Origin of the sequence: Rhizobium sp. ZK1 (assembly GCF_047782645.1) — a bacterium.
Taxonomy (GTDB): domain Bacteria; phylum Pseudomonadota; class Alphaproteobacteria; order Rhizobiales; family Rhizobiaceae; genus Rhizobium.
Map to the genome: position 1 here is coordinate 2,095,539 of NZ_CP180587.1, position 16,433 is coordinate 2,111,971.

Below are 16,433 nucleotides of genomic sequence, written 5' to 3' on the forward strand. Positions count from 1 at the left end.
GAATGCCGGCTTACTTAGGCTCCTCGGGCATGATCGGCACTTCGAAGGCGCCGGACTTGATGGCGGCGCGTTTGGCTTCCATCGCCGCTTCGGCTTCAGCCGGAGCGACGCCCTTGACATAGACGATATCGCTGCCGCCTTCCTTCATCAGGCCGAAGCGCGTGTAGTTGTTGCCGGTCGGCTTGCCGGCCTTCACGTCGCCGATCGCCGCATTGAGGATCGGGCGGAAGCCCCAGATGGCGTTGGCAAAGACAGTATCAGGATAACGCGGCGTATAGTCGATCAGCGAGCCGACGGACTTGATGCCGCGCTCCTTGGCAGCGTCAGCCGTGCCGATGCGCTCGCCGAAGAGAATGTCGGCGCCGGCATCGATCTGGGCGAGGCCCGCTTCGCGCGCCTTTGGCGGATCGAAGAAGGTGCCGATAAAGGCGACGAGATGCTTGGCATCCGGGCGGACTTCCTTCACACCGGCGGCAAAGGCATTCATCAGCATGTTGACTTCGGGGATCGGCAGCGCGCCGACCGAGCCGACAATGCCCGATTTCGTCATCTTGCCGGCCAGCATGCCGGCGAGATAGGCGCCATCGTGATTCCAGGTGCCGAAGACGCCGAAATTGTCGCCCGACGGCTCGCCACTGGAGCCGAGCATGAAGGCGGTCTTCGGATAGTCGGCGGCCACCTGGCGGGCTTCACGCTCCACGGCATAGGCCTCGCCGACGATGAGCGCACAGCCCTGTTCGGCATATTCGCGCATGGCGCGCGGATAGTCGGTGCCCGAGACACCTTCGGAGAAGACGTATTCGATCACACCTTCGGAAGCGGCATCCTGAAGCGCCTTGTGCAGACAGGAGTTCCAGGCATTTTCGACCGGCGAGGCATGGATGCCGGCAACCTTCAGTTTTTCCTGTGCCCAGAGCTTGGGTGCAAAGGCGGTTGCACCGAACGCCATGCCGGAAGCGAGCACCGTACGACGGGTGATAGTGATCTGATTTTTCATGAGTTCCCCTCTTTTTTACCAGATGGATAAAACTCTATGGATCGCCCAAAATTGTGTCAAGTAATGCTGCTGCGCAAAAACTAGACAGCTGCCGTGTGCGCCGCACTTTAGGTCTCTGGCGAGTAGCGGAAACGATCACTGGTGTTGCATGACGCTTAGGCCGCCGTCGATCGTCAGGCAGGTGGCATTGATGAAGGTGCATTCATCCGAGATCATGAAGACCGCCGCCATGGCGATTTCCTGCGGCGTGGCAATGCGCCCGCCCGGATGCAGTTTCATCGTTTCAGCCTTGGCCCTTTCTGGGTCGGGGAAACTGTTCCAGTAGTCGATGACCTTCTGGGTCGAGACGTAGCCGGGCGCAATCGCGTTTACCCGCACATGCTGTGGAGCATATTCGATGCCGAGCGACTTGGTCATGCCGAGTAGCGCATGTTTGGCGAGCGGGTATGGAAAGGTGTGCGGGATGATGGTGAAGGCGTGGGTCGAGGCGATATTGAGGATGACGCCGCCGCCATCGGCGATCATCTGCGGCAAGACGGCACGGCAGCAATGCCAGGCGCCCTTGAGATTGATATCGAAGCAGCGCTGCCATTCTTCATCTGTTGTCTGCAAAGGCTCGGCAAAGACGTTGACGCCAGCATTGTTGACGAGGGCATTGATGCTGCCGATCTGTTCCCCTGCCTTGGCCACGGCAGCCTTTATGGCGGTAGCATCGGTGATGTCGGCCGCCTGATAGCCGAGCACTGTGCCTTTTGCCGCCAGGCGCGCGGCGGTTTCTTCGAGCAGTTTCTCATCGCGGTCGACCAGGAAGAGGCGCGCGTCTTCTGCCGCAAAGGCCTCGGCGATTGCCAGGCCGATCCCTTGCGCAGCACCTGTAACGAAGACCCGTTTTCCGGAAAGGCGGTGTGGCATCGTCTGTCTCCTCTTTATGCTTGTTCTCGCTGATCAGGACAGCGCATCGGCCCGCATCGGCGATGCAAGTGCCGAAAGCGGGTCGCCCTGCAGATCGATGATGGCCATGAAGCAATGTTCCCCAAGAGATCGAGGCTGATCCGAACTGGGCGGCACCCTATTATCGGTCGAATGAATGTCAATATATATAGGATTTATTTTCGTCTTCGACGGTGTTGTCGGCCTGTTCTCGACCTATGTCTTGGTGTTTCGGAGATTTCGCGCGGGTTTTCACGGTCGATTCGCGTAAATAATCATACATAAATATTGACTGGTATGATGTTTGTTTCTATCCAATGACTGCTGCCGATGAGCGGCAGATCGAGATTTAGGGAGAGAGATAATGCGCTTCGTCAAAGCAGCCATCCTCGCTGGCGCCTTTGCCGTTCTGGCCGCCGGCTCCGTCTTGGCAGAGGATGTCAAGATCGGTTTCATCGTGAAGCAGCCGGAGGAGCCCTGGTTCCAGGACGAATGGAAATTTGCCGATCAGGCTGCCAAGGAAAAGGGTTTCACCGTCGTCAAGATTGGCGCCGAGGATGGCGAAAAGGTCCAGTCGGCGATCGATAACCTCGGTGCGCAGGGCGCCCAAGGCTTCATCATCTGCACGCCTGACGTCAAGCTCGGTCCCGGTATCGTTGCCAAGGCCGCTGCCAACCAACTCAAGTTGATGACCGTTGACGACCGTTTGGTCGATGCCGACGGCAAGCCGCTGGAGGATGTGCCGCATATGGGCATTTCCGCCACGAAGATCGGCGAAGGCGTCGGCCAGGCGCTCGTTGACGAGATGAAGAAGCGCGGTTGGGACATGAAGAATGTCGGCGCAATCCGCGTCTCCTACGATCAGCTTCCGACGGCTGTCGACCGTGTCGAAGGCGCGATCTCGGTTCTGAAGGCTGCCGGCTTCCCGGCTGAGAATATTTATGACGCGCCGCAGGCAAAGACCGATACCGAGGCAGCGCTCAATGCCGCCACGACTGTTCTCAACAAGCATGCCGATGTGAAGTACTGGGTCGCCTTCGGCCTCAACGATGAAGCCGTGCTCGGCGCTGTGCGCGCATCGGAATCGGTCGGCATTTCCGCCGACAACATGATTGGCGTCGGCATCGGTGGTGCGGAATCGGCGATCAACGAGTTCAAGAAGCCGTCTTCGACCGGGTTCTTCGGCACGGTCATCATCTCGCCGAAGCGTCACGGTTATGAAACCGCGCTCAACATGTATGACTGGATCGCCAACGGCAAGGAGCCTGCAAAGGTGACGCTGACCTCGGGTTCTCTGGCGCTGCGCGGCGATTATGAAAAGGTTCGCAAGGACCTCGGCATCGAATGATCATCCGTCCGTGATGATTTCTTCCCGGCGGCACTTTCTGTCGCCGGGTATATTCTCGACGGAGCGATGATGGCTTTCCTCGAATTCAAGACAATTTCCAAGGGTTATCCGGGCGTCCAAGCGCTCTCCAACATCTCCTTCGGCGTCGAAAAAGGCACCGTACATGGGCTGATGGGCGAAAACGGCGCCGGCAAGTCCACCCTGATCCGCGTGCTCTCAGGCGATCAGTTTGCCGATGATGGAAGCATTCTCATCGATGGCCTCGAGCAGAAATACAGCTCCGTCCGCGATGCGTTCCATGCCGGTGTCATCGTCATCCATCAGGAGCTTCAGCTCGTGCCGGAACTGACCGTCGCCGAAAACCTCTGGCTCGGCCGCTTTCCCGGCAAGGCCGGGGTCATCAATGGCAAAACGCTGATCGAGACGGTTCGCGCCAAGCTTGACGAGATCGGCATCGATGTCGATCCTTCCACAAAGGTTTCCTCGCTGTCGATCGGTGCCCGCCAGATGGTGGAAATCGCCAAGGCCGTGATGCTCGACGCCCGGGTGATCGCGCTCGACGAGCCGACCTCCTCGCTCTCCTCGCGTGAAAGCGAAATCCTGTTTTCCCTCATCGGCAAGCTGAAGGCCAAGGGTACGGTCATCGTCTATGTCTCGCACCGCCTTGATGAGATCTTTCGTCTCTGCGATAGCCTGACGGTTCTGCGCGATGGCAAGCTTGCCGCGCACCATCCCGATATCGGCAAGACGACCCGCGAGCAGATCATCGCCGAAATGGTCGGCCGCGAGATCGCCAATATCTGGGGCTGGCGCGAGCGGCCGCTCGGCGATGTCCGCCTTGAGGTCAAGACCCTGTCCGGCTCGAAGCTCCGCAATCCGATCAGCTTCTCTGTCCGCAAAGGCGAAATCCTTGGTTTCTTCGGGCTGATCGGTGCCGGGCGAAGTGAGATGGCGCGGCTGCTCTATGGCGCCGACCACCGCTATCAGGGCAGTGTCGCGATCGATGGCGTAGGCATATCTCCCAACAATCCGAAGGCGTCGATCAATGCCGGCATGGTTCTCTGCCCGGAGGACCGCAAGTTCGACGGCATCATCCAAGGCCGGTCAATCCAGGAGAATATTACGATCTCCTCACGCCGGCATTTCTCTCCGTTCGGCGTTCTGAATCCGAAGAAGGAAGCTTCGATCGCCGACCAGTTCATTGCCAAGCTTAGGGTCCGCACGCCCTCGCGCAAGCAGGACATCATCAATCTCTCGGGCGGCAACCAGCAGAAGGTCATTCTCGGCCGCTGGCTTTCGGAGCAGGGCGTCAAGGTGCTGGTCATCGACGAGCCGACGCGCGGAATCGATGTCGGCGCCAAGTCGGAAATCTATGAAATCCTCTATGAACTTGCTGCCGGTGGCATGGCGATCGTCGTCATTTCCAGCGAGCTTCCCGAGGTCATGGGTATCTCGGATCGCATCATGGTCATGTGCCAGGGTCGTGTGGCCGCCAACGTGGGGCGCGCCGATTTCGACGAACGCAGCATTCTGACCGCGGCCCTGCCCGACAAGAATGCCGCCGGCACAATCTAATTCAGGAACGGTAGTGATGAACGCGTTGAAAAAAATCCTCCTCGGTGAACAAGGTCTGGTGGTGATCTTCGCGATCGCCTTCGTGATCGTCTCGATCACCGTTCCGAGCTTCCTGACCGAACGTAACATGCTCGGCCTGCTCCAGTCGGTGGTGACGATCGGCATCGTCGCCTGCACCATGATGTTCTGCCTTGCCTCGCGGGATTTCGACCTTTCCGTCGGCTCGACGGTGGCCTTCTCCGGCATGATTGCCGTCATGGTGTCGAATTCCACCGGCTCTATCCCGCTTGGCCTGCTGGCGGCTCTCGTCTGCGGCAGCATCGTCGGCTTTGTGAATGGTGTGGTCATTGCCCGCTTTCGCATCAACGCACTGATCACCACGCTTGCGACCATGCAGATCGTGCGCGGCCTGGCGCTGATCGCCTCTGATGGCCGTGCCGTCGGCATAAACGATCCCGCCTTCTACCAGCTGGCGCTGTCGCGCTTCCTGACGGTGCCGACGCCGATCTGGATCATGGTACTGCTCTTCATCGTCTTCGGTTTCGTGCTGAACCGCACCGTCTTCGGCAAGAATACCCTGGCGATCGGCGGCAATCCCGAGGCCTCGCGCCTTGCGGGCGTCAATGTCGTCAATATGCGCATCTGGATCTTTGCCCTGCAGGGTCTCGTCTGCGGCATTGCCGGCATTCTGCTTGCCTCGCGCATCACATCCGGTCAGCCGAATGCGGCGACCGGCCTGGAACTCTCCGTCATCTCGGCCTGCGTGCTCGGCGGCGTGTCGCTCGCCGGCGGCCGCGCGGCGATGACCGGTGTAATTGTCGGCGTGCTCATTATGGGCATTGCCGAGAATGTCATGAACCTGCTCAACATCCAGGCCTTCTATCAATATGTGGTGCGCGGTCTTATTCTTCTGATCGCCGTCCTGCTCGACAATATGCGCTCGTCGGCCGCGGGACGCGGGAGCCGCGCGTGACGATCAGATTTCTTGGGAGAAGCCTGCTGAGCCTGCAGTTGTAGATTGAAGCTTGAGCGAGACGCCGCCCATGATGAAAACAAGACCAGTGGCACGGGGGACGTGATGAGTACGCGATCGGGACTCCTGCGAACGGGAAGTGCGGCGACCAAGCCCGAACAGGGACGGCGCACCGTGCGCGAGGAGCTGTTGAAGAAACTCATCGGCCAGATCGTCTCCGGCGATATTGCCGAAGGCTCGCTTCTGCCGAACGAAGCGGAGCTTTCCGAGCTCTATGGTGTCAGCCGCACCAGCCTCAGGGAGGCGATGCAATATCTGTCGGCCCTTGGCATGATCCGTTCGCGCACACGCGCCGGCACCAGCGTGCTGCCTCGCGAGAACTGGAACTATCTCGACCCGCTGGTCCTCGATGCGACGCTCGAATTCAGCGATGACCGTCGCTTCTACGATTCGTTGCTCGACGCCCGCCAGCTGCTGGAGCCGGCCGCTGCCGCACAGGCCGCCGCCAATGCCACAGCTAGGCAGCTCGCCGAGATCGCCGAAGCCTTCGAGGACATGGTGGCGGCCAATGCCCGTGACAACGAGGCCTGGAGCCAGGCGGATCTCGAATTCCATACCGCCATCATCAATGCCAGCGGCAACTGGGTCTTCCGTCAGTTTGCTACCGCCATCCGTGCTGCTTTGCTTGCAAGCTTCCGCCTGACCAACCGGGCGAGCCAGAGCCACGACTATGCGATCGCCCGGCATCAGGACGTGCTGGACGCGATCCGCATGCGACGGCCAGATGCGGCGCGTTTTGCGATGGAGCAACTGATCGGCACGGCGCGAATGGAATTGAGCGATGCGCTGCGCGTCGGCAAGCCGGGAAAACGCGAATAGGCATCGCCGCCTCTTGTCGAGACAAGGGGAACATTGAAAATTCCATCTGCCGACAGAAAGTATATAGGGTTTGAAGTCGTCCAGCGGATTCGCTAGTAGACTGAGTATGAACTCGGCTGCTTGAAAGGACGATGGAAGCGTGGACGAGACCGAAAAACTGCAAACACACCGGCGCGGCTCCGGCGTATCGACGGTCTATGAGACGCTTCGAAACGAGATCATCGAGCTGAAACTGCCGCCCGGTAGCCCGATCGACGAACAGCAATTGTCCGATCGTTTTGCGCTGTCGCGAACGCCGATCCGCGAAGCACTGGTGCGGCTTGCCGCCGAAGGGCTGATCACGACGCTGACCAACCGCGCGACGATCGTCTCGAACATCGATTTCCTCGGCCTGCCGGAATTTTTCGATGCCCTTACGCTGATGTATCGCGTCACCACCCGGCTTGCGGCGGCCAATCACGCCGAAGGGGATATCGCCGCCATCCGTGTTCTGCAGAAGTCCTTCGAGATAGCGGTCACCAATCGCGACGTGCTCGGCATGATTTCGACCAACCGCGACTTCCATATCGCGATCGCCCAGGCCGGTCGGAACCGATATTATGTCGAGCTCTTCACCCGGCTGCTGGACGAGGGACGCCGCATCCTGAGGCTCTACTATTCCTCCTTCAACGATGTCCTGCCGCGCCAATATGTTGGCGAGCACGAGGAGATGATCCAGGCGATCATCAATCGCGACGTGGCGCGCGCCGACAGCCTGGCCTCTGCGCATGCCGACCAGATCGTTCGGCAGATCCGCTCCTACATCACCGCCGATTCCCGCCAGAACGCCAAGCTGGCACTCTAGTCGCCGCAAAACTCTTGCACCGCCGGTAAAGCGCTTCCGCCGAAGGAAAATTGTGCCTTGTATTTTTATTGTCGACAAGAAGTCGGCAAGATGCTAAATGCCTCATCAACCCCGGTATCCGGGGAGTTTTCAAGATAACGAGAGATTGGCGATGACTGGTTCCGTATTCCAAGGTTGCATCCCGGCGCTCATGACGCCCTGCAACAATGACCGTACCCCTGACTTCGACGCGCTTGCTCGCAAGGGCAAGGAACTGATCGACCTCGGCATGTCCGCCGTCGTCTATTGCGGTTCGATGGGCGACTGGCCGCTGTTGACGGACGAGCAGCGCCAGGAAGGCGTCAAGCGCCTTGTCGAGGCGGGTGTTCCGGTCATCGTCGGCACCGGTGCCGTCAACACCAAGTCGGCCGTTGCTCATGCCGCGCATGCGGCCGCCGTCGGCGCCAAGGGGCTGATGGTCATCCCGCGCGTTCTGTCGCGCGGTTCGTCTGTCTCGGCCCAGCGGGATCATTTCTCGGCGATCCTCGAGGCTGCGAAGGGCCTGCCGGCAGTCATCTACAATAGTCCCTATTACGGCTTTGCAACGCGCGCTGATCTCTTCTTCGATCTGCGTTCGCGATTCTCGAACCTCGTCGGCTTCAAGGAGTTCGGCGGCAAGAGCGACATGACCTATGCGGCCGAAAATATCACGTCGGGCGATGATGCGCTGACGCTGATGGTCGGCGTCGACACCGGCGTCTACCACGGCTTCGTCAATTGCGGCGCAGGCGGCGCCATCACCGGCATCGGTAATGCGCTGCCGAAAGAAGTCCTGCATCTCGTCTCGCTCTGCGAAAAGGCAGCAAAGGGCGATGCCGCTGCCCGCAGCGCCGCACGCGAGCTCGAAGAGGCGCTGATGGTTCTTTCGACCTATGACGAAGGCCCGGATCTGGTGCTGCACTACAAGTATCTGATGGTGCTGAATGGCGAGACGGAATACACGCTGCACTTCAACGAGACCGACAAGCTCAGCGACTCGCAGCGCCGCCACCTCGAAAACCAGTATCGCCTGTTCAGGAATTGGTATGCCGCGCGTTATCCGAACGCTGCTTGAGACTGTCAATGATCTCCAGGCCTCGCAGCTTGCCTGCGAGGCCACTCACAGCAGGTACGGCCTCGTCAGGTCAGCGCTGCGTCGAAGCCAGCAGGATTGCCTTCAGTTCGTCACATCGGTGACGGCCAGGGAGTGGATCAGCATTGTGAGGTTGCGGCGGATGTTCTCATCGGAGATGCGCGCGATTTCCTTGGCAAGATAGGCTGCCTCGTCCTCGACACCGCCGCCCATCCCGGTTTCGATGCCGTTGACGAACCAACCGGCATCCACCTTCATGAAGCTGCACAGCCGCAGCATGACCGCAACGGACAGGCGGTTTATACCATTCTCATATTTCTGAATCTGCTGAAACGCGACACCGATATGGGCGGCCAGTTCGCTCTGGGTGACGCCGCGAGCGGCGCGCACGGAGCGCAGCCTTTGACCGATCGCCAAATTCAGTTCCTGATCTTTCATGCCTATCCTTGAGAATACTTCCGGAAATCGTCAAATCTTTGTGGATTGTCTTTACATGATCGGCTTTTGAGTTCCACCTCCATCGGTCAAAAGCGTCAGTTGTTCCTTGAGTTGGCGCTGTTCTGTCTCGGAGAGGCGGGCGATCTCATTTTCGACGAAGCTCGCAATGGCTCTTGGGTCGTCGCCGAACCGACGTGCCCCTTCGGCGCAGAGAGCGATGATGGTTGCCATCGGATTGGCAGGGTCCGTCATTTTTGAAATCCCCCCTGAAATCTTCGTCCTTCGCGCAGCTCGCATTCTGGAGTTGAAGTGGGTTGCACAGACAACGAGGCCGACCGATGGTGACCAAATATCCCAATCTTCGATGCCAAGTCGCAACCACCCCGGATCATGTTCGGGATGCGATGATCCTCAGAAGCATCTGCTTTGTCCATGAGCACGGTATCCCTCCCTCCTTCATCTTCGATGGCAATGATCACCAGGCCACGCATTTCGTCTTTTATGATGGCGAAGAGCCGGTGGGTTCCCTTCGCATCCGCTGGTTCGCCGATTTTGCCAAGTATGAACGAACCTGCTTCCGCGAAAAGTACCGACACCCTTTTACGGTTAAGCGTTGCATTCAGATGACGTTCGATCACGTGGCGCGCAAGGGCTACACGAAGGTTCTGACCCAGGCCGAGCAGCGCCTCGCGCGGTTGTGGACCATTTTGTTCGATCTGGAGATCGTCGACAGCCCCCCCGTTGAGATCGCCGGCCATCCGGAACCTTATCTGACCGTCGTCGGTACGATTCCCGCCGCGCCTGACCCGATTACGATGGAGAGCAGTAGTGCGTTGCTGTTGCGTGTCGAAGGCCAATGGGACGCACCGAGTTCGTTTGAGACAGCATGACCATGGCAGATTTGCGAAATGCGGGTAAAAAGTCCGCAACAGCGGCGCTGCAGGAGGAAATCTTGACCCGCACGAAACTGCACACCGAAATGGTGCGTCGTCTCATCAACGATCCGACAGTGCAGCCGGTCGAGCTTGCCGGCTTCCTCGAGGATGTCGCGAATGCCTATCTTTCGATCTCGGAAGAGCTCAGCCAGATTGTGAAGGCGGCGGAGGAGCGATAGTTTCAAGCATCTTGCGCAGGCTTTCTTCCTGCTCGTGCCGTCCGGATGGGAAGGTCAATCCCGTACCGAAAGACGGATTGGTCCTGAAAATATCGACGATCCAGTCATAGACGGCGGCAACCGGTCTCGATTGCCTGCGATTGGCAACGGAAATCAGGTAGATCGGCAGAGCGACATGAACGCCGAGTTCAAGCGGCACGAGTTCGGAATCTGCAAGAACATAGTTGCCGAGCAGCCCTACACCGGCGCCGTTACGGACGAGAGCAAAATAGGCAAGCGAATTTTCGCAATTGTGGGTCTGGTGGCCGGCTTCGACCAGACCGCGCCAGCCATCCCAGATCTCGCGTTCGGAAGCATAATAGTTGCACTGCACGTAGACATGCTGGGAAACGAATTGGCGCTGCGGAACACCGGATTTCTTCAGATAATCTCGGCTGGCGATCGGAACGAGATGAAGGGTGCCAATCTCGAGGCAATCGACATCCGCTCGCGAGATCGGCGACAGAGAGATCATCAGATCGGCCTGGTTCTTTTCGAAGTTGACCAGCGATACCTGTTCCCGGATGTCGAGGTTGAGGCGCGGATAGCTGTCGTTCAGCCGGGGTACCGCGGGAGCGACGATGGCAACGGCAAGACCGGATGTCACGCTGAGGGCGACCCGCCCGGTAACAGCGTCCATCTCGTCCTTCAGGTCGTTGGAAAGGGCAAACAGCTGAAAATCGAGTTCTGCGACCTGGATGGCGAGCTTGCGGCCGGTTTCCGTCAGGGTGACGCCGGAAAAGGTCGAGATGACGAGTTGCGAACCGATCTGGTCCTGGAGGCGCTTCACGTCGCGGCTGACGGTGGGCGCGCTGGTGCCGAGCAGTTCCGCGGCTTGAGCAAAGGAGGGGCTTTTGGCGACCGCCAGAAAGGTTCTGAGCTCGCGCCAGATCGGCCGCGAGAGCAGGCCCCGGATTTCAAGCGGTGATTTGTCCAGATCGGCGCGTTCGCTGCCGAATGGAAGAGGAGGGAAGGGTTTGTTCAAGACCGCCTCACGTATTAGTGGAAGCGCAACAATACACTTGATCGGAGATTATGGGCAATTGTCGAAGAATGGCAGCTTATCGGTGCTGAGAGGTCGCAGATTAACGATTGCAACAGCCGATCTTGATCGCTGGCGCGGCTAGAAATACTACCATTGAGGTGTCTAATCCTATTTCAGATTTTAGATAAACAGCAATATTTTCCGTGATTTAAATCGATCCAATTGGGTCATTTACGCAATTCACAGGGTGTGTTAGCGTTTTTCGTGGGCAAGATCCGATTCAACATTCTGTTTCGGGAGCGACGCGGGCAGGCCTGTTCGATCTCGAGACTTCTGCCAAGCTTGGAGGCAAATCAAGGCGATGGCCAATGCAACTCGCGATATGGTTGAGAGCAATGAGCCGGTGGGATTCCTGCGGCTCTTCCGCCTCATCTCTGCAGCAAGAGACGGTGCTTCATCATTGCAGCTGATGGATCTCGTGCGCTTGATGGATATGGCGCTCATGCAGACGGCGCTCGACTGGGACGGCCTTGATGCCGAAGACCTGGATGAGCGCGCTTTCCTCAATCTCATCCGCGAGAAACAGCAAGTCGTCCATCAGACGCATATCCACGCTGTTTCAAATTGACTTAGGCATGATTACAGACGGGATGGCGTTGGTGCACAGATCGTTTATCGATGATGGGATAATCGGTGCGATCGCCTCAACCTCGTGCCACCACTATGCCCTTCAACACAATGCCGCCCGCCGCCATCGTATCGGCAAGATGAAGTTCAAGGTGACGAACTGGGCAGAATACGAAGCCGGCCCTCGCGGTCGCGGCACAGCGAGACCGACACATTGAAGCGATCAAGGCACACGGTCGGATGAAATGGCAAGCAACGACCGGCTATGGCAAGCGCTCGCTGGTCGAGATCGCCATCGGCCGATACAAATCGATCATCGGACACCGACTACGGGCACGCTCATTCGGCGCGCAACAGACCGAGGTCGCCATCGGCTGCGCCGCCCTCAATCGCATGCTGGCATGCGCTCGTCCCAATTCCGTCCGATGCCAAGCAGCAAAGGTATAGATAGCGTCTGCTTCAAAGACAGAAAGCCGTTCCCATTGCGACCCATGCACCAACGCCGTTTTCAGCGCCTTCAGTAGGCGCTGAACTCGTGACTACCGCTGCCGCCATAGGCGGCGGCGAGATTGGAACGATTCGTGCAAAGTATGCGGGAGCCGCGCGCTGCGGTCATCACGTCTGTCATAGTCCTGACAGTCTCGTCCCGATATCGTCTGTAAGCAGGCCCGCATAGGGGTAGAGCGCCGGCGAGCCGCCGCAATGAATGAAGAGAACATGTGAGCCCTTGGCAATCGAGCCGTTCTCGACACACCCGATGATACCGGCGACGGCCTTGCCGGTATAAACCGGGTCGAGCAGCATACCCTCGCGGTTACCGGCGAGCTTGATCGCCGCGTTGCCGGCTTCCGACGGGATGGAATAACCAGGGCCGATATAGTCGTTCTCGATGCGGATTTCGTCAGCGGTCCAGAGCTTGTCGAAGCCCAGCAGTTCAGCGCCGGCATTGGCCATGACGGCGATCCGTTCGCTGAAGGGAACGGCGCTGCCGGTGACCGCAATGCCGATGACTTCGGCCTTCGGCATGAACATGGCGCAGCCGATATGCAGGCCGGCCAGCGTGCCACCCGAGCCGACGGGGGCGACGATATAGTCCGGCGTCGGGGTGCCGGCGGCGCGATACTGTTGGGCAAGTTCCTTGACCGCATTGACATAACCCATCGCGCCAAGCGCAGAGGCGCCGCCGAGCGGAATGATATAGGCCTTTTCGCCGCGGGCCTCGGCCTGGTCGGCGTGATACTGCATGCGCGGGTTGATCTCGGTGAAATAGGCGTCTGGATCCAGGAAGTCGATCTCGGCGCCGAACAGATGGTCGAGAAGCAGGTTGCCCTGGTAGAGATCCGGGCGGTTGCCGCGCAGGACGAGGATCGGCTTCATGCCGTATTTGCGGGCGGCTGCGGCCGTCATGCGGGCATGGTTGGACTGGTGGCCACCGGTCGTGATCAGCACCTTGATGCCCTGCGAGACCGCATCGGCCATCAGATATTCCAGCTTGCGGACCTTGTTGCCGCCACCGCCGAAGCCGGTGAAGTCGTCACGCTTGACCGACAGGGAGATGCCCAGCTCGGCGCTGAGGCGCTCCAGTTTCTCGATCGGGGTCGGCAGGAAGCCAAGGGAAAGGCGGGGGATCTCTTCAAGCTTCATGAATTCGCTTCTTCCATTCTCACCCGCAGCAATCCCGCAGGCCTCATGCTGATATAAATATATCATATATCCTGTATCCGCAGTGGCAAGGTCCTTTTATTTGTGGCATGCAACATAGTGAGGCAGGCGCATGAGGGTGTCGCCGCCCAGGAGTTCGAAAGGATCGGGCCATGGCAGAGACAATGATCAGCGTTTCCAGCCTGAAGACCTCTTTCCGCCGGAAGGGTCTGTGGCTGCCGGTGGTGCGCGACGTCTCGTTCGACGTTGCCGCCGGTGAGACGGTGGCGCTGGTCGGGGAATCCGGCTCCGGCAAGAGCGTGACCGCCATGTCGATCATGCGGCTCTATGAGCGGAATGCCTGTCGCATCGAAGGTTCCGTCAAGCTGGAAGGCCAGGAACTGCTCGGCCTGCCGGAACGGAAGATGCGCGACATCAGAGGCAATCGCATCGCGATGATCTTCCAGGAGCCGATGACGAGCCTCAATCCATCACTGACGATCGGCGACCAAATTTCCGAAGTGCTGGTAGCCCATCGCGGCCTGTCCTTCTCCAACGCTGCGAAGGAAGCGCTCGGCCTGATGGAAAAGGTGCGCATTCCCTCCTCCGCCAAGCGCATGCAGGAATATCCGCACCAGCTTTCCGGGGGCATGCGTCAGCGCATCATGATCGCGATGGCACTTGCCTGCCGTCCGAAACTGCTGATCGCCGACGAACCGACCACGGCGCTCGATGTGACGATCCAGGCGCAGATCCTCGAACTCATCAAGCTGCTACAGGAAGAAGAGAGCATGGGCGTCCTCTTCATCACCCACGACATGGGCGTGGTCGCGGAAATCGCCGACCGCACCATAGTCATGTATAAGGGCGAGGCGATCGAACGCGGCCACACGGAAGACATCTTCGCCGAGCCCCAGCGTGCTTATACCAAGGCGCTGCTCTCCGCCGTGCCGAAGCTCGGGTCCATGAACGGCGCCTTCGGCCCGGCGCGTTTTCCGCTGATCGACGTGGAAAGCGGCGCTCCGGTCGAGATGCAGCCGGTCGAGGATACAGTTTCGGCGAAGCCGGTGCCGCTGCTGCAGGTCCGCGATCTCGTCGCACGGTTTGACATTGGCGGCGGTTTCCTGGGTTCCACCTCCGGCCGGGTGCATGCCGTCGAAAACATCTCCTTCGACCTGAAGGCCGGCGAGACGCTGGCATTGGTCGGCGAAAGCGGCTGCGGCAAGTCGACCACCGGCCGTACGATCATGCGGCTGCTCGATGCCAAGTCCGGCTCGGTCAAGCTCGATGACCGGGAGATCCTCGGCCTCACCGGCCGGGAAATGCGCGACATGCGCCGGCATATCCAGATGATCTTCCAGGACCCGTTCGCCAGCCTCAATCCGCGCATCGAAGTGGGCGACGCGATCGCTGAGCCGCTGCTGGCGCATGGCATCGCATCGGGCAGGCGCGAGGCGCATGACCGGGTTGGGGACTTGATGGTCAAGGTCGGGCTGCAGCCGGACATGGCCTCCCGCTTCCCGCACGAATTCTCCGGCGGCCAGCGGCAGCGCCTGTGCATCGCCCGGGCGCTTGCCATGGCGCCGCAGATCGTCGTCGCAGACGAAGCGGTTTCCGCACTCGACGTCTCGATCAAGGCGCAGGTCATCAACCTGATGCTCGACCTGCAGGAAAATCTCGGCCTCGCCTACCTCTTCATCTCCCACGACATGGCCGTGGTGGAGCGGATGAGCCACCGTGTGGCGGTTATGTATCTCGGTGAGATCGTCGAGATCGGCCCGCGCCGTGCGATTTTCGAAAACCCGCAGCATCCTTACACGAAGCGGCTCCTGGCCGCCGTGCCGATCCCGGACCCGACGCGGCGCGGCATCCGTCGGGCACTGAGCAACGACGAGATCAAGAGCCCTGTGCGACCGCTCTCCTACGTGCCGCCAAAGCGCGATTATATCGAGGTCTCGCCGGGGCACCGGGTACAGGTCTGGGGCGACGAGTGGGGCAGCGCGACCGCAGCGGCGTAGATTCTCCTGGCTGAGGTTTCGCGCGAAAACGGCCGCAGGGATGAGTGATCCATCAAGGTCCCGGACTGGCTTCAAGCCAACCTCAGACCTCCTGCGCCGGGCCGATCTCGATCGGCAGCGCCGCATTGCCGGCCCATTCGTGCCAGGAGCCGGTATAGATCTTCACCTTGTCGTAGCCGGCGAGCCTGAGACCATAAAGCGCCGTGGCCGCGCGGGCGCCGCGGTGGCAATAGGTGATGACCTCGCGTTCCGGCAAAAGCCCCGCCGCTTCGGCAATCGCGCGGATCTCGGCCGCTGAACGGTATCTGCCGTCCTGCAACAGATCCTCATAGAAGGCGAAATGCGAATGCGGGATACGGCCGGGCCGGGCGCAGCAGGGATGGACGAACGTGCCTTCGAATTCCGTGCGGCGGCGCGTGTCAAAAATGTCGGCGCCATCGGCCTTATGGGCCAGCACCTGCTCCGTTGACGCGACAAGCTCGCGGCGGAACGGTATCGCCGACGCTTCGGCCTGGCGGATCGCGTCGGTGGCGCCTGTTCCCGGCGCGGTCTCGCCACCGGCCGCTCTCCAGGCCTGGATGCCGCCGTCAAGGATCAGCCCGCCTTCCAAACCGACGAGTTCATAGAACCAGAGCCCACGCGGAGAGATCATACCGGTCTGCTCCTCGAAGAAAACCGGGATACGGTCCTTGCCGAGGCCGAGCCGTTCGAAAGCACCGCGCGCGCCGGCGGCCATGCCGGCGATGCCGGCTTCGTCGCTCTCGGGGATGAAGTAGTCGTAGACGTTGAGGCTGACGCCCCCCGGCAGCGTCTCCTTGCGCCAATCCACCTCCGGGCGAACGTCCACCGGCACGAGTTTTCCTTGCGGCAATTGCGACATGAGTTCCGCGGCAGTGATGATCATGGCCGGATCC

17 protein-coding genes and 1 pseudogene are annotated in these 16,433 nt (G+C 59.9%); 11 read left to right on the top strand and 7 right to left on the bottom strand.

Annotation, left to right across the window (positions count from 1 at the left end; translation table 11 throughout):
• Positions 1–10: 10 nt before the first annotated feature.
• Together ACK9YZ_RS32315 and ACK9YZ_RS32320 are read right to left on the bottom strand one after the other, a co-directional pair.
• Positions 11–997 carry a BMP family protein gene (locus ACK9YZ_RS32315; protein ID WP_416067518.1) on the bottom strand — a complete coding sequence of 329 codons (987 nt, stop codon included), beginning with the start codon at positions 995–997 and terminating at the stop codon, positions 11–13.
• Positions 998–1,132: 135 nt separating this feature from the next.
• Positions 1,133–1,909 (bottom strand): SDR family oxidoreductase, encoded by a 777-nt coding sequence (locus ACK9YZ_RS32320; protein ID WP_416067519.1) that lies wholly within the window; start codon positions 1,907–1,909, stop codon positions 1,133–1,135.
• A gap of 382 nt (positions 1,910–2,291) precedes the next feature.
• On the opposite strand from ACK9YZ_RS32320, the gene ACK9YZ_RS32325 reads away from it, so the two are divergent.
• The 6 genes from ACK9YZ_RS32325 (at position 2,292) to ACK9YZ_RS32350 (ending at position 8,639) form a co-directional block, all read left to right on the top strand.
• Entirely contained in the window at positions 2,292–3,275 is a 984-nt protein-coding gene (locus ACK9YZ_RS32325; protein WP_416067520.1) for an arabinose ABC transporter substrate-binding protein, read from the top strand.
• Positions 3,276–3,344: 69 nt separating this feature from the next.
• Entirely contained in the window at positions 3,345–4,850 is a 1,506-nt protein-coding gene (gene araG, locus ACK9YZ_RS32330) for an L-arabinose ABC transporter ATP-binding protein AraG (protein ID WP_416068478.1), read from the top strand.
• 16 nt (positions 4,851–4,866) lie between these two features.
• On the top strand, positions 4,867–5,823 hold the full coding sequence (araH, locus tag ACK9YZ_RS32335) for an L-arabinose ABC transporter permease AraH (RefSeq protein WP_416067521.1): 957 nt from the start codon (positions 4,867–4,869) through the stop codon (positions 5,821–5,823).
• A 105-nt stretch (positions 5,824–5,928) separates the two neighbouring features.
• Positions 5,929–6,702, top strand: coding sequence for a FadR/GntR family transcriptional regulator (locus tag ACK9YZ_RS32340; RefSeq protein WP_416067522.1), 774 nt, complete (start codon positions 5,929–5,931; stop codon positions 6,700–6,702).
• Between the two features lie 139 nt (positions 6,703–6,841).
• A complete protein-coding gene (locus tag ACK9YZ_RS32345; RefSeq protein ID WP_416067523.1) occupies positions 6,842–7,546 on the top strand; it encodes a GntR family transcriptional regulator in 705 nt (234 codons plus the stop codon).
• Between the two features lie 151 nt (positions 7,547–7,697).
• The gene (locus ACK9YZ_RS32350; protein WP_216759626.1) at positions 7,698–8,639 is read left to right on the top strand and encodes a dihydrodipicolinate synthase family protein; all 942 of its coding nucleotides are present in this window, start codon (positions 7,698–7,700) and stop codon (positions 8,637–8,639) included.
• 102 nt (positions 8,640–8,741) lie between these two features.
• On the opposite strand, the gene ACK9YZ_RS32355 is transcribed toward ACK9YZ_RS32350, so the two are convergent.
• Entirely contained in the window at positions 8,742–9,095 is a 354-nt protein-coding gene (locus tag ACK9YZ_RS32355) for a helix-turn-helix domain-containing protein (protein ID WP_416067524.1), read from the bottom strand.
• Between the two features lie 51 nt (positions 9,096–9,146).
• The gene (locus tag ACK9YZ_RS32360; RefSeq protein ID WP_416067525.1) at positions 9,147–9,347 is read right to left on the bottom strand and encodes a hypothetical protein; all 201 of its coding nucleotides are present in this window, start codon (positions 9,345–9,347) and stop codon (positions 9,147–9,149) included.
• 86 nt (positions 9,348–9,433) lie between these two features.
• Between ACK9YZ_RS32360 and ACK9YZ_RS32365 the strand changes: the two genes are divergently transcribed.
• Positions 9,434–9,985, top strand: coding sequence for a hypothetical protein (locus tag ACK9YZ_RS32365; RefSeq protein ID WP_416067526.1), 552 nt, complete (start codon positions 9,434–9,436; stop codon positions 9,983–9,985).
• A 62-nt stretch (positions 9,986–10,047) separates the two neighbouring features.
• Entirely contained in the window at positions 10,048–10,209 is a 162-nt protein-coding gene (locus ACK9YZ_RS32370; protein ID WP_416067527.1) for a hypothetical protein, read from the top strand.
• Here the strand turns inward: ACK9YZ_RS32370 and ACK9YZ_RS32375 are convergent.
• Positions 10,175–11,233 (bottom strand): LysR family transcriptional regulator, encoded by a 1,059-nt coding sequence (locus ACK9YZ_RS32375; protein ID WP_416067528.1) that lies wholly within the window; start codon positions 11,231–11,233, stop codon positions 10,175–10,177. The two genes, ACK9YZ_RS32370 and ACK9YZ_RS32375, sit on opposite strands and share 35 nt — an antisense overlap.
• Positions 11,234–11,594: 361 nt before the next feature.
• Here ACK9YZ_RS32375 and ACK9YZ_RS32380 point away from each other — a divergent pair, with 361 nt between their 5' ends.
• Both ACK9YZ_RS32380 and ACK9YZ_RS32385 read left to right on the top strand, forming a co-directional pair.
• On the top strand, positions 11,595–11,861 hold the full coding sequence (locus ACK9YZ_RS32380; protein ID WP_216759621.1) for a hypothetical protein: 267 nt from the start codon (positions 11,595–11,597) through the stop codon (positions 11,859–11,861).
• A 197-nt stretch (positions 11,862–12,058) separates the two neighbouring features.
• Positions 12,059–12,307: pseudogene (locus ACK9YZ_RS32385) on the top strand (IS5/IS1182 family transposase); the annotation flags it as partial.
• A 177-nt stretch (positions 12,308–12,484) separates the two neighbouring features.
• Here the strand turns inward: ACK9YZ_RS32385 and ACK9YZ_RS32390 are convergent.
• Entirely contained in the window at positions 12,485–13,504 is a 1,020-nt protein-coding gene (locus ACK9YZ_RS32390; protein ID WP_416067529.1) for a 1-aminocyclopropane-1-carboxylate deaminase/D-cysteine desulfhydrase, read from the bottom strand.
• A gap of 170 nt (positions 13,505–13,674) precedes the next feature.
• On the opposite strand from ACK9YZ_RS32390, the gene ACK9YZ_RS32395 reads away from it, so the two are divergent.
• Entirely contained in the window at positions 13,675–15,519 is a 1,845-nt protein-coding gene (locus ACK9YZ_RS32395) for a dipeptide ABC transporter ATP-binding protein (protein WP_416067530.1), read from the top strand.
• Positions 15,520–15,601: 82 nt separating this feature from the next.
• Here ACK9YZ_RS32395 and ACK9YZ_RS32400 read toward each other — a convergent pair whose 3' ends face one another.
• Positions 15,602–16,423 carry a sulfurtransferase gene (locus ACK9YZ_RS32400; protein WP_416067531.1) on the bottom strand — a complete coding sequence of 274 codons (822 nt, stop codon included), beginning with the start codon at positions 16,421–16,423 and terminating at the stop codon, positions 15,602–15,604.
• Positions 16,424–16,433 lie beyond the last annotated feature (10 nt).

Bases quoted from the DNA above. Each gene is read 5' to 3' on its own strand.
- ACK9YZ_RS32325 (WP_416067520.1), top strand. From the start codon at position 2,292: ATGCGCTTCGTCAAAGCAGCCATCCTCGCTGGCGCCTTTGCCGTTCTG.
- ACK9YZ_RS32360 (WP_416067525.1), bottom strand. From the start codon at position 9,347: ATGACGGACCCTGCCAATCCGATGGCAACCATCATCGCTCTCTGCGCC.
- ACK9YZ_RS32365 (WP_416067526.1), top strand. From the start codon at position 9,434: ATGGTGACCAAATATCCCAATCTTCGATGCCAAGTCGCAACCACCCCG.
- ACK9YZ_RS32390 (WP_416067529.1), bottom strand. From the start codon at position 13,504: ATGAAGCTTGAAGAGATCCCCCGCCTTTCCCTTGGCTTCCTGCCGACC.
- araG (WP_416068478.1), top strand. From the start codon at position 3,345: ATGGCTTTCCTCGAATTCAAGACAATTTCCAAGGGTTATCCGGGCGTC.
- ACK9YZ_RS32340 (WP_416067522.1), top strand. From the start codon at position 5,929: ATGAGTACGCGATCGGGACTCCTGCGAACGGGAAGTGCGGCGACCAAG.
- ACK9YZ_RS32320 (WP_416067519.1), bottom strand. From the start codon at position 1,909: ATGCCACACCGCCTTTCCGGAAAACGGGTCTTCGTTACAGGTGCTGCG.
- ACK9YZ_RS32355 (WP_416067524.1), bottom strand. From the start codon at position 9,095: ATGAAAGATCAGGAACTGAATTTGGCGATCGGTCAAAGGCTGCGCTCC.
- ACK9YZ_RS32380 (WP_216759621.1), top strand. From the start codon at position 11,595: ATGGCCAATGCAACTCGCGATATGGTTGAGAGCAATGAGCCGGTGGGA.
- ACK9YZ_RS32350 (WP_216759626.1), top strand. From the start codon at position 7,698: ATGACTGGTTCCGTATTCCAAGGTTGCATCCCGGCGCTCATGACGCCC.
- ACK9YZ_RS32400 (WP_416067531.1), bottom strand. From the start codon at position 16,423: ATGATCATCACTGCCGCGGAACTCATGTCGCAATTGCCGCAAGGAAAA.
- ACK9YZ_RS32395 (WP_416067530.1), top strand. From the start codon at position 13,675: ATGGCAGAGACAATGATCAGCGTTTCCAGCCTGAAGACCTCTTTCCGC.
- ACK9YZ_RS32315 (WP_416067518.1), bottom strand. From the start codon at position 997: ATGAAAAATCAGATCACTATCACCCGTCGTACGGTGCTCGCTTCCGGC.
- araH (WP_416067521.1), top strand. From the start codon at position 4,867: ATGAACGCGTTGAAAAAAATCCTCCTCGGTGAACAAGGTCTGGTGGTG.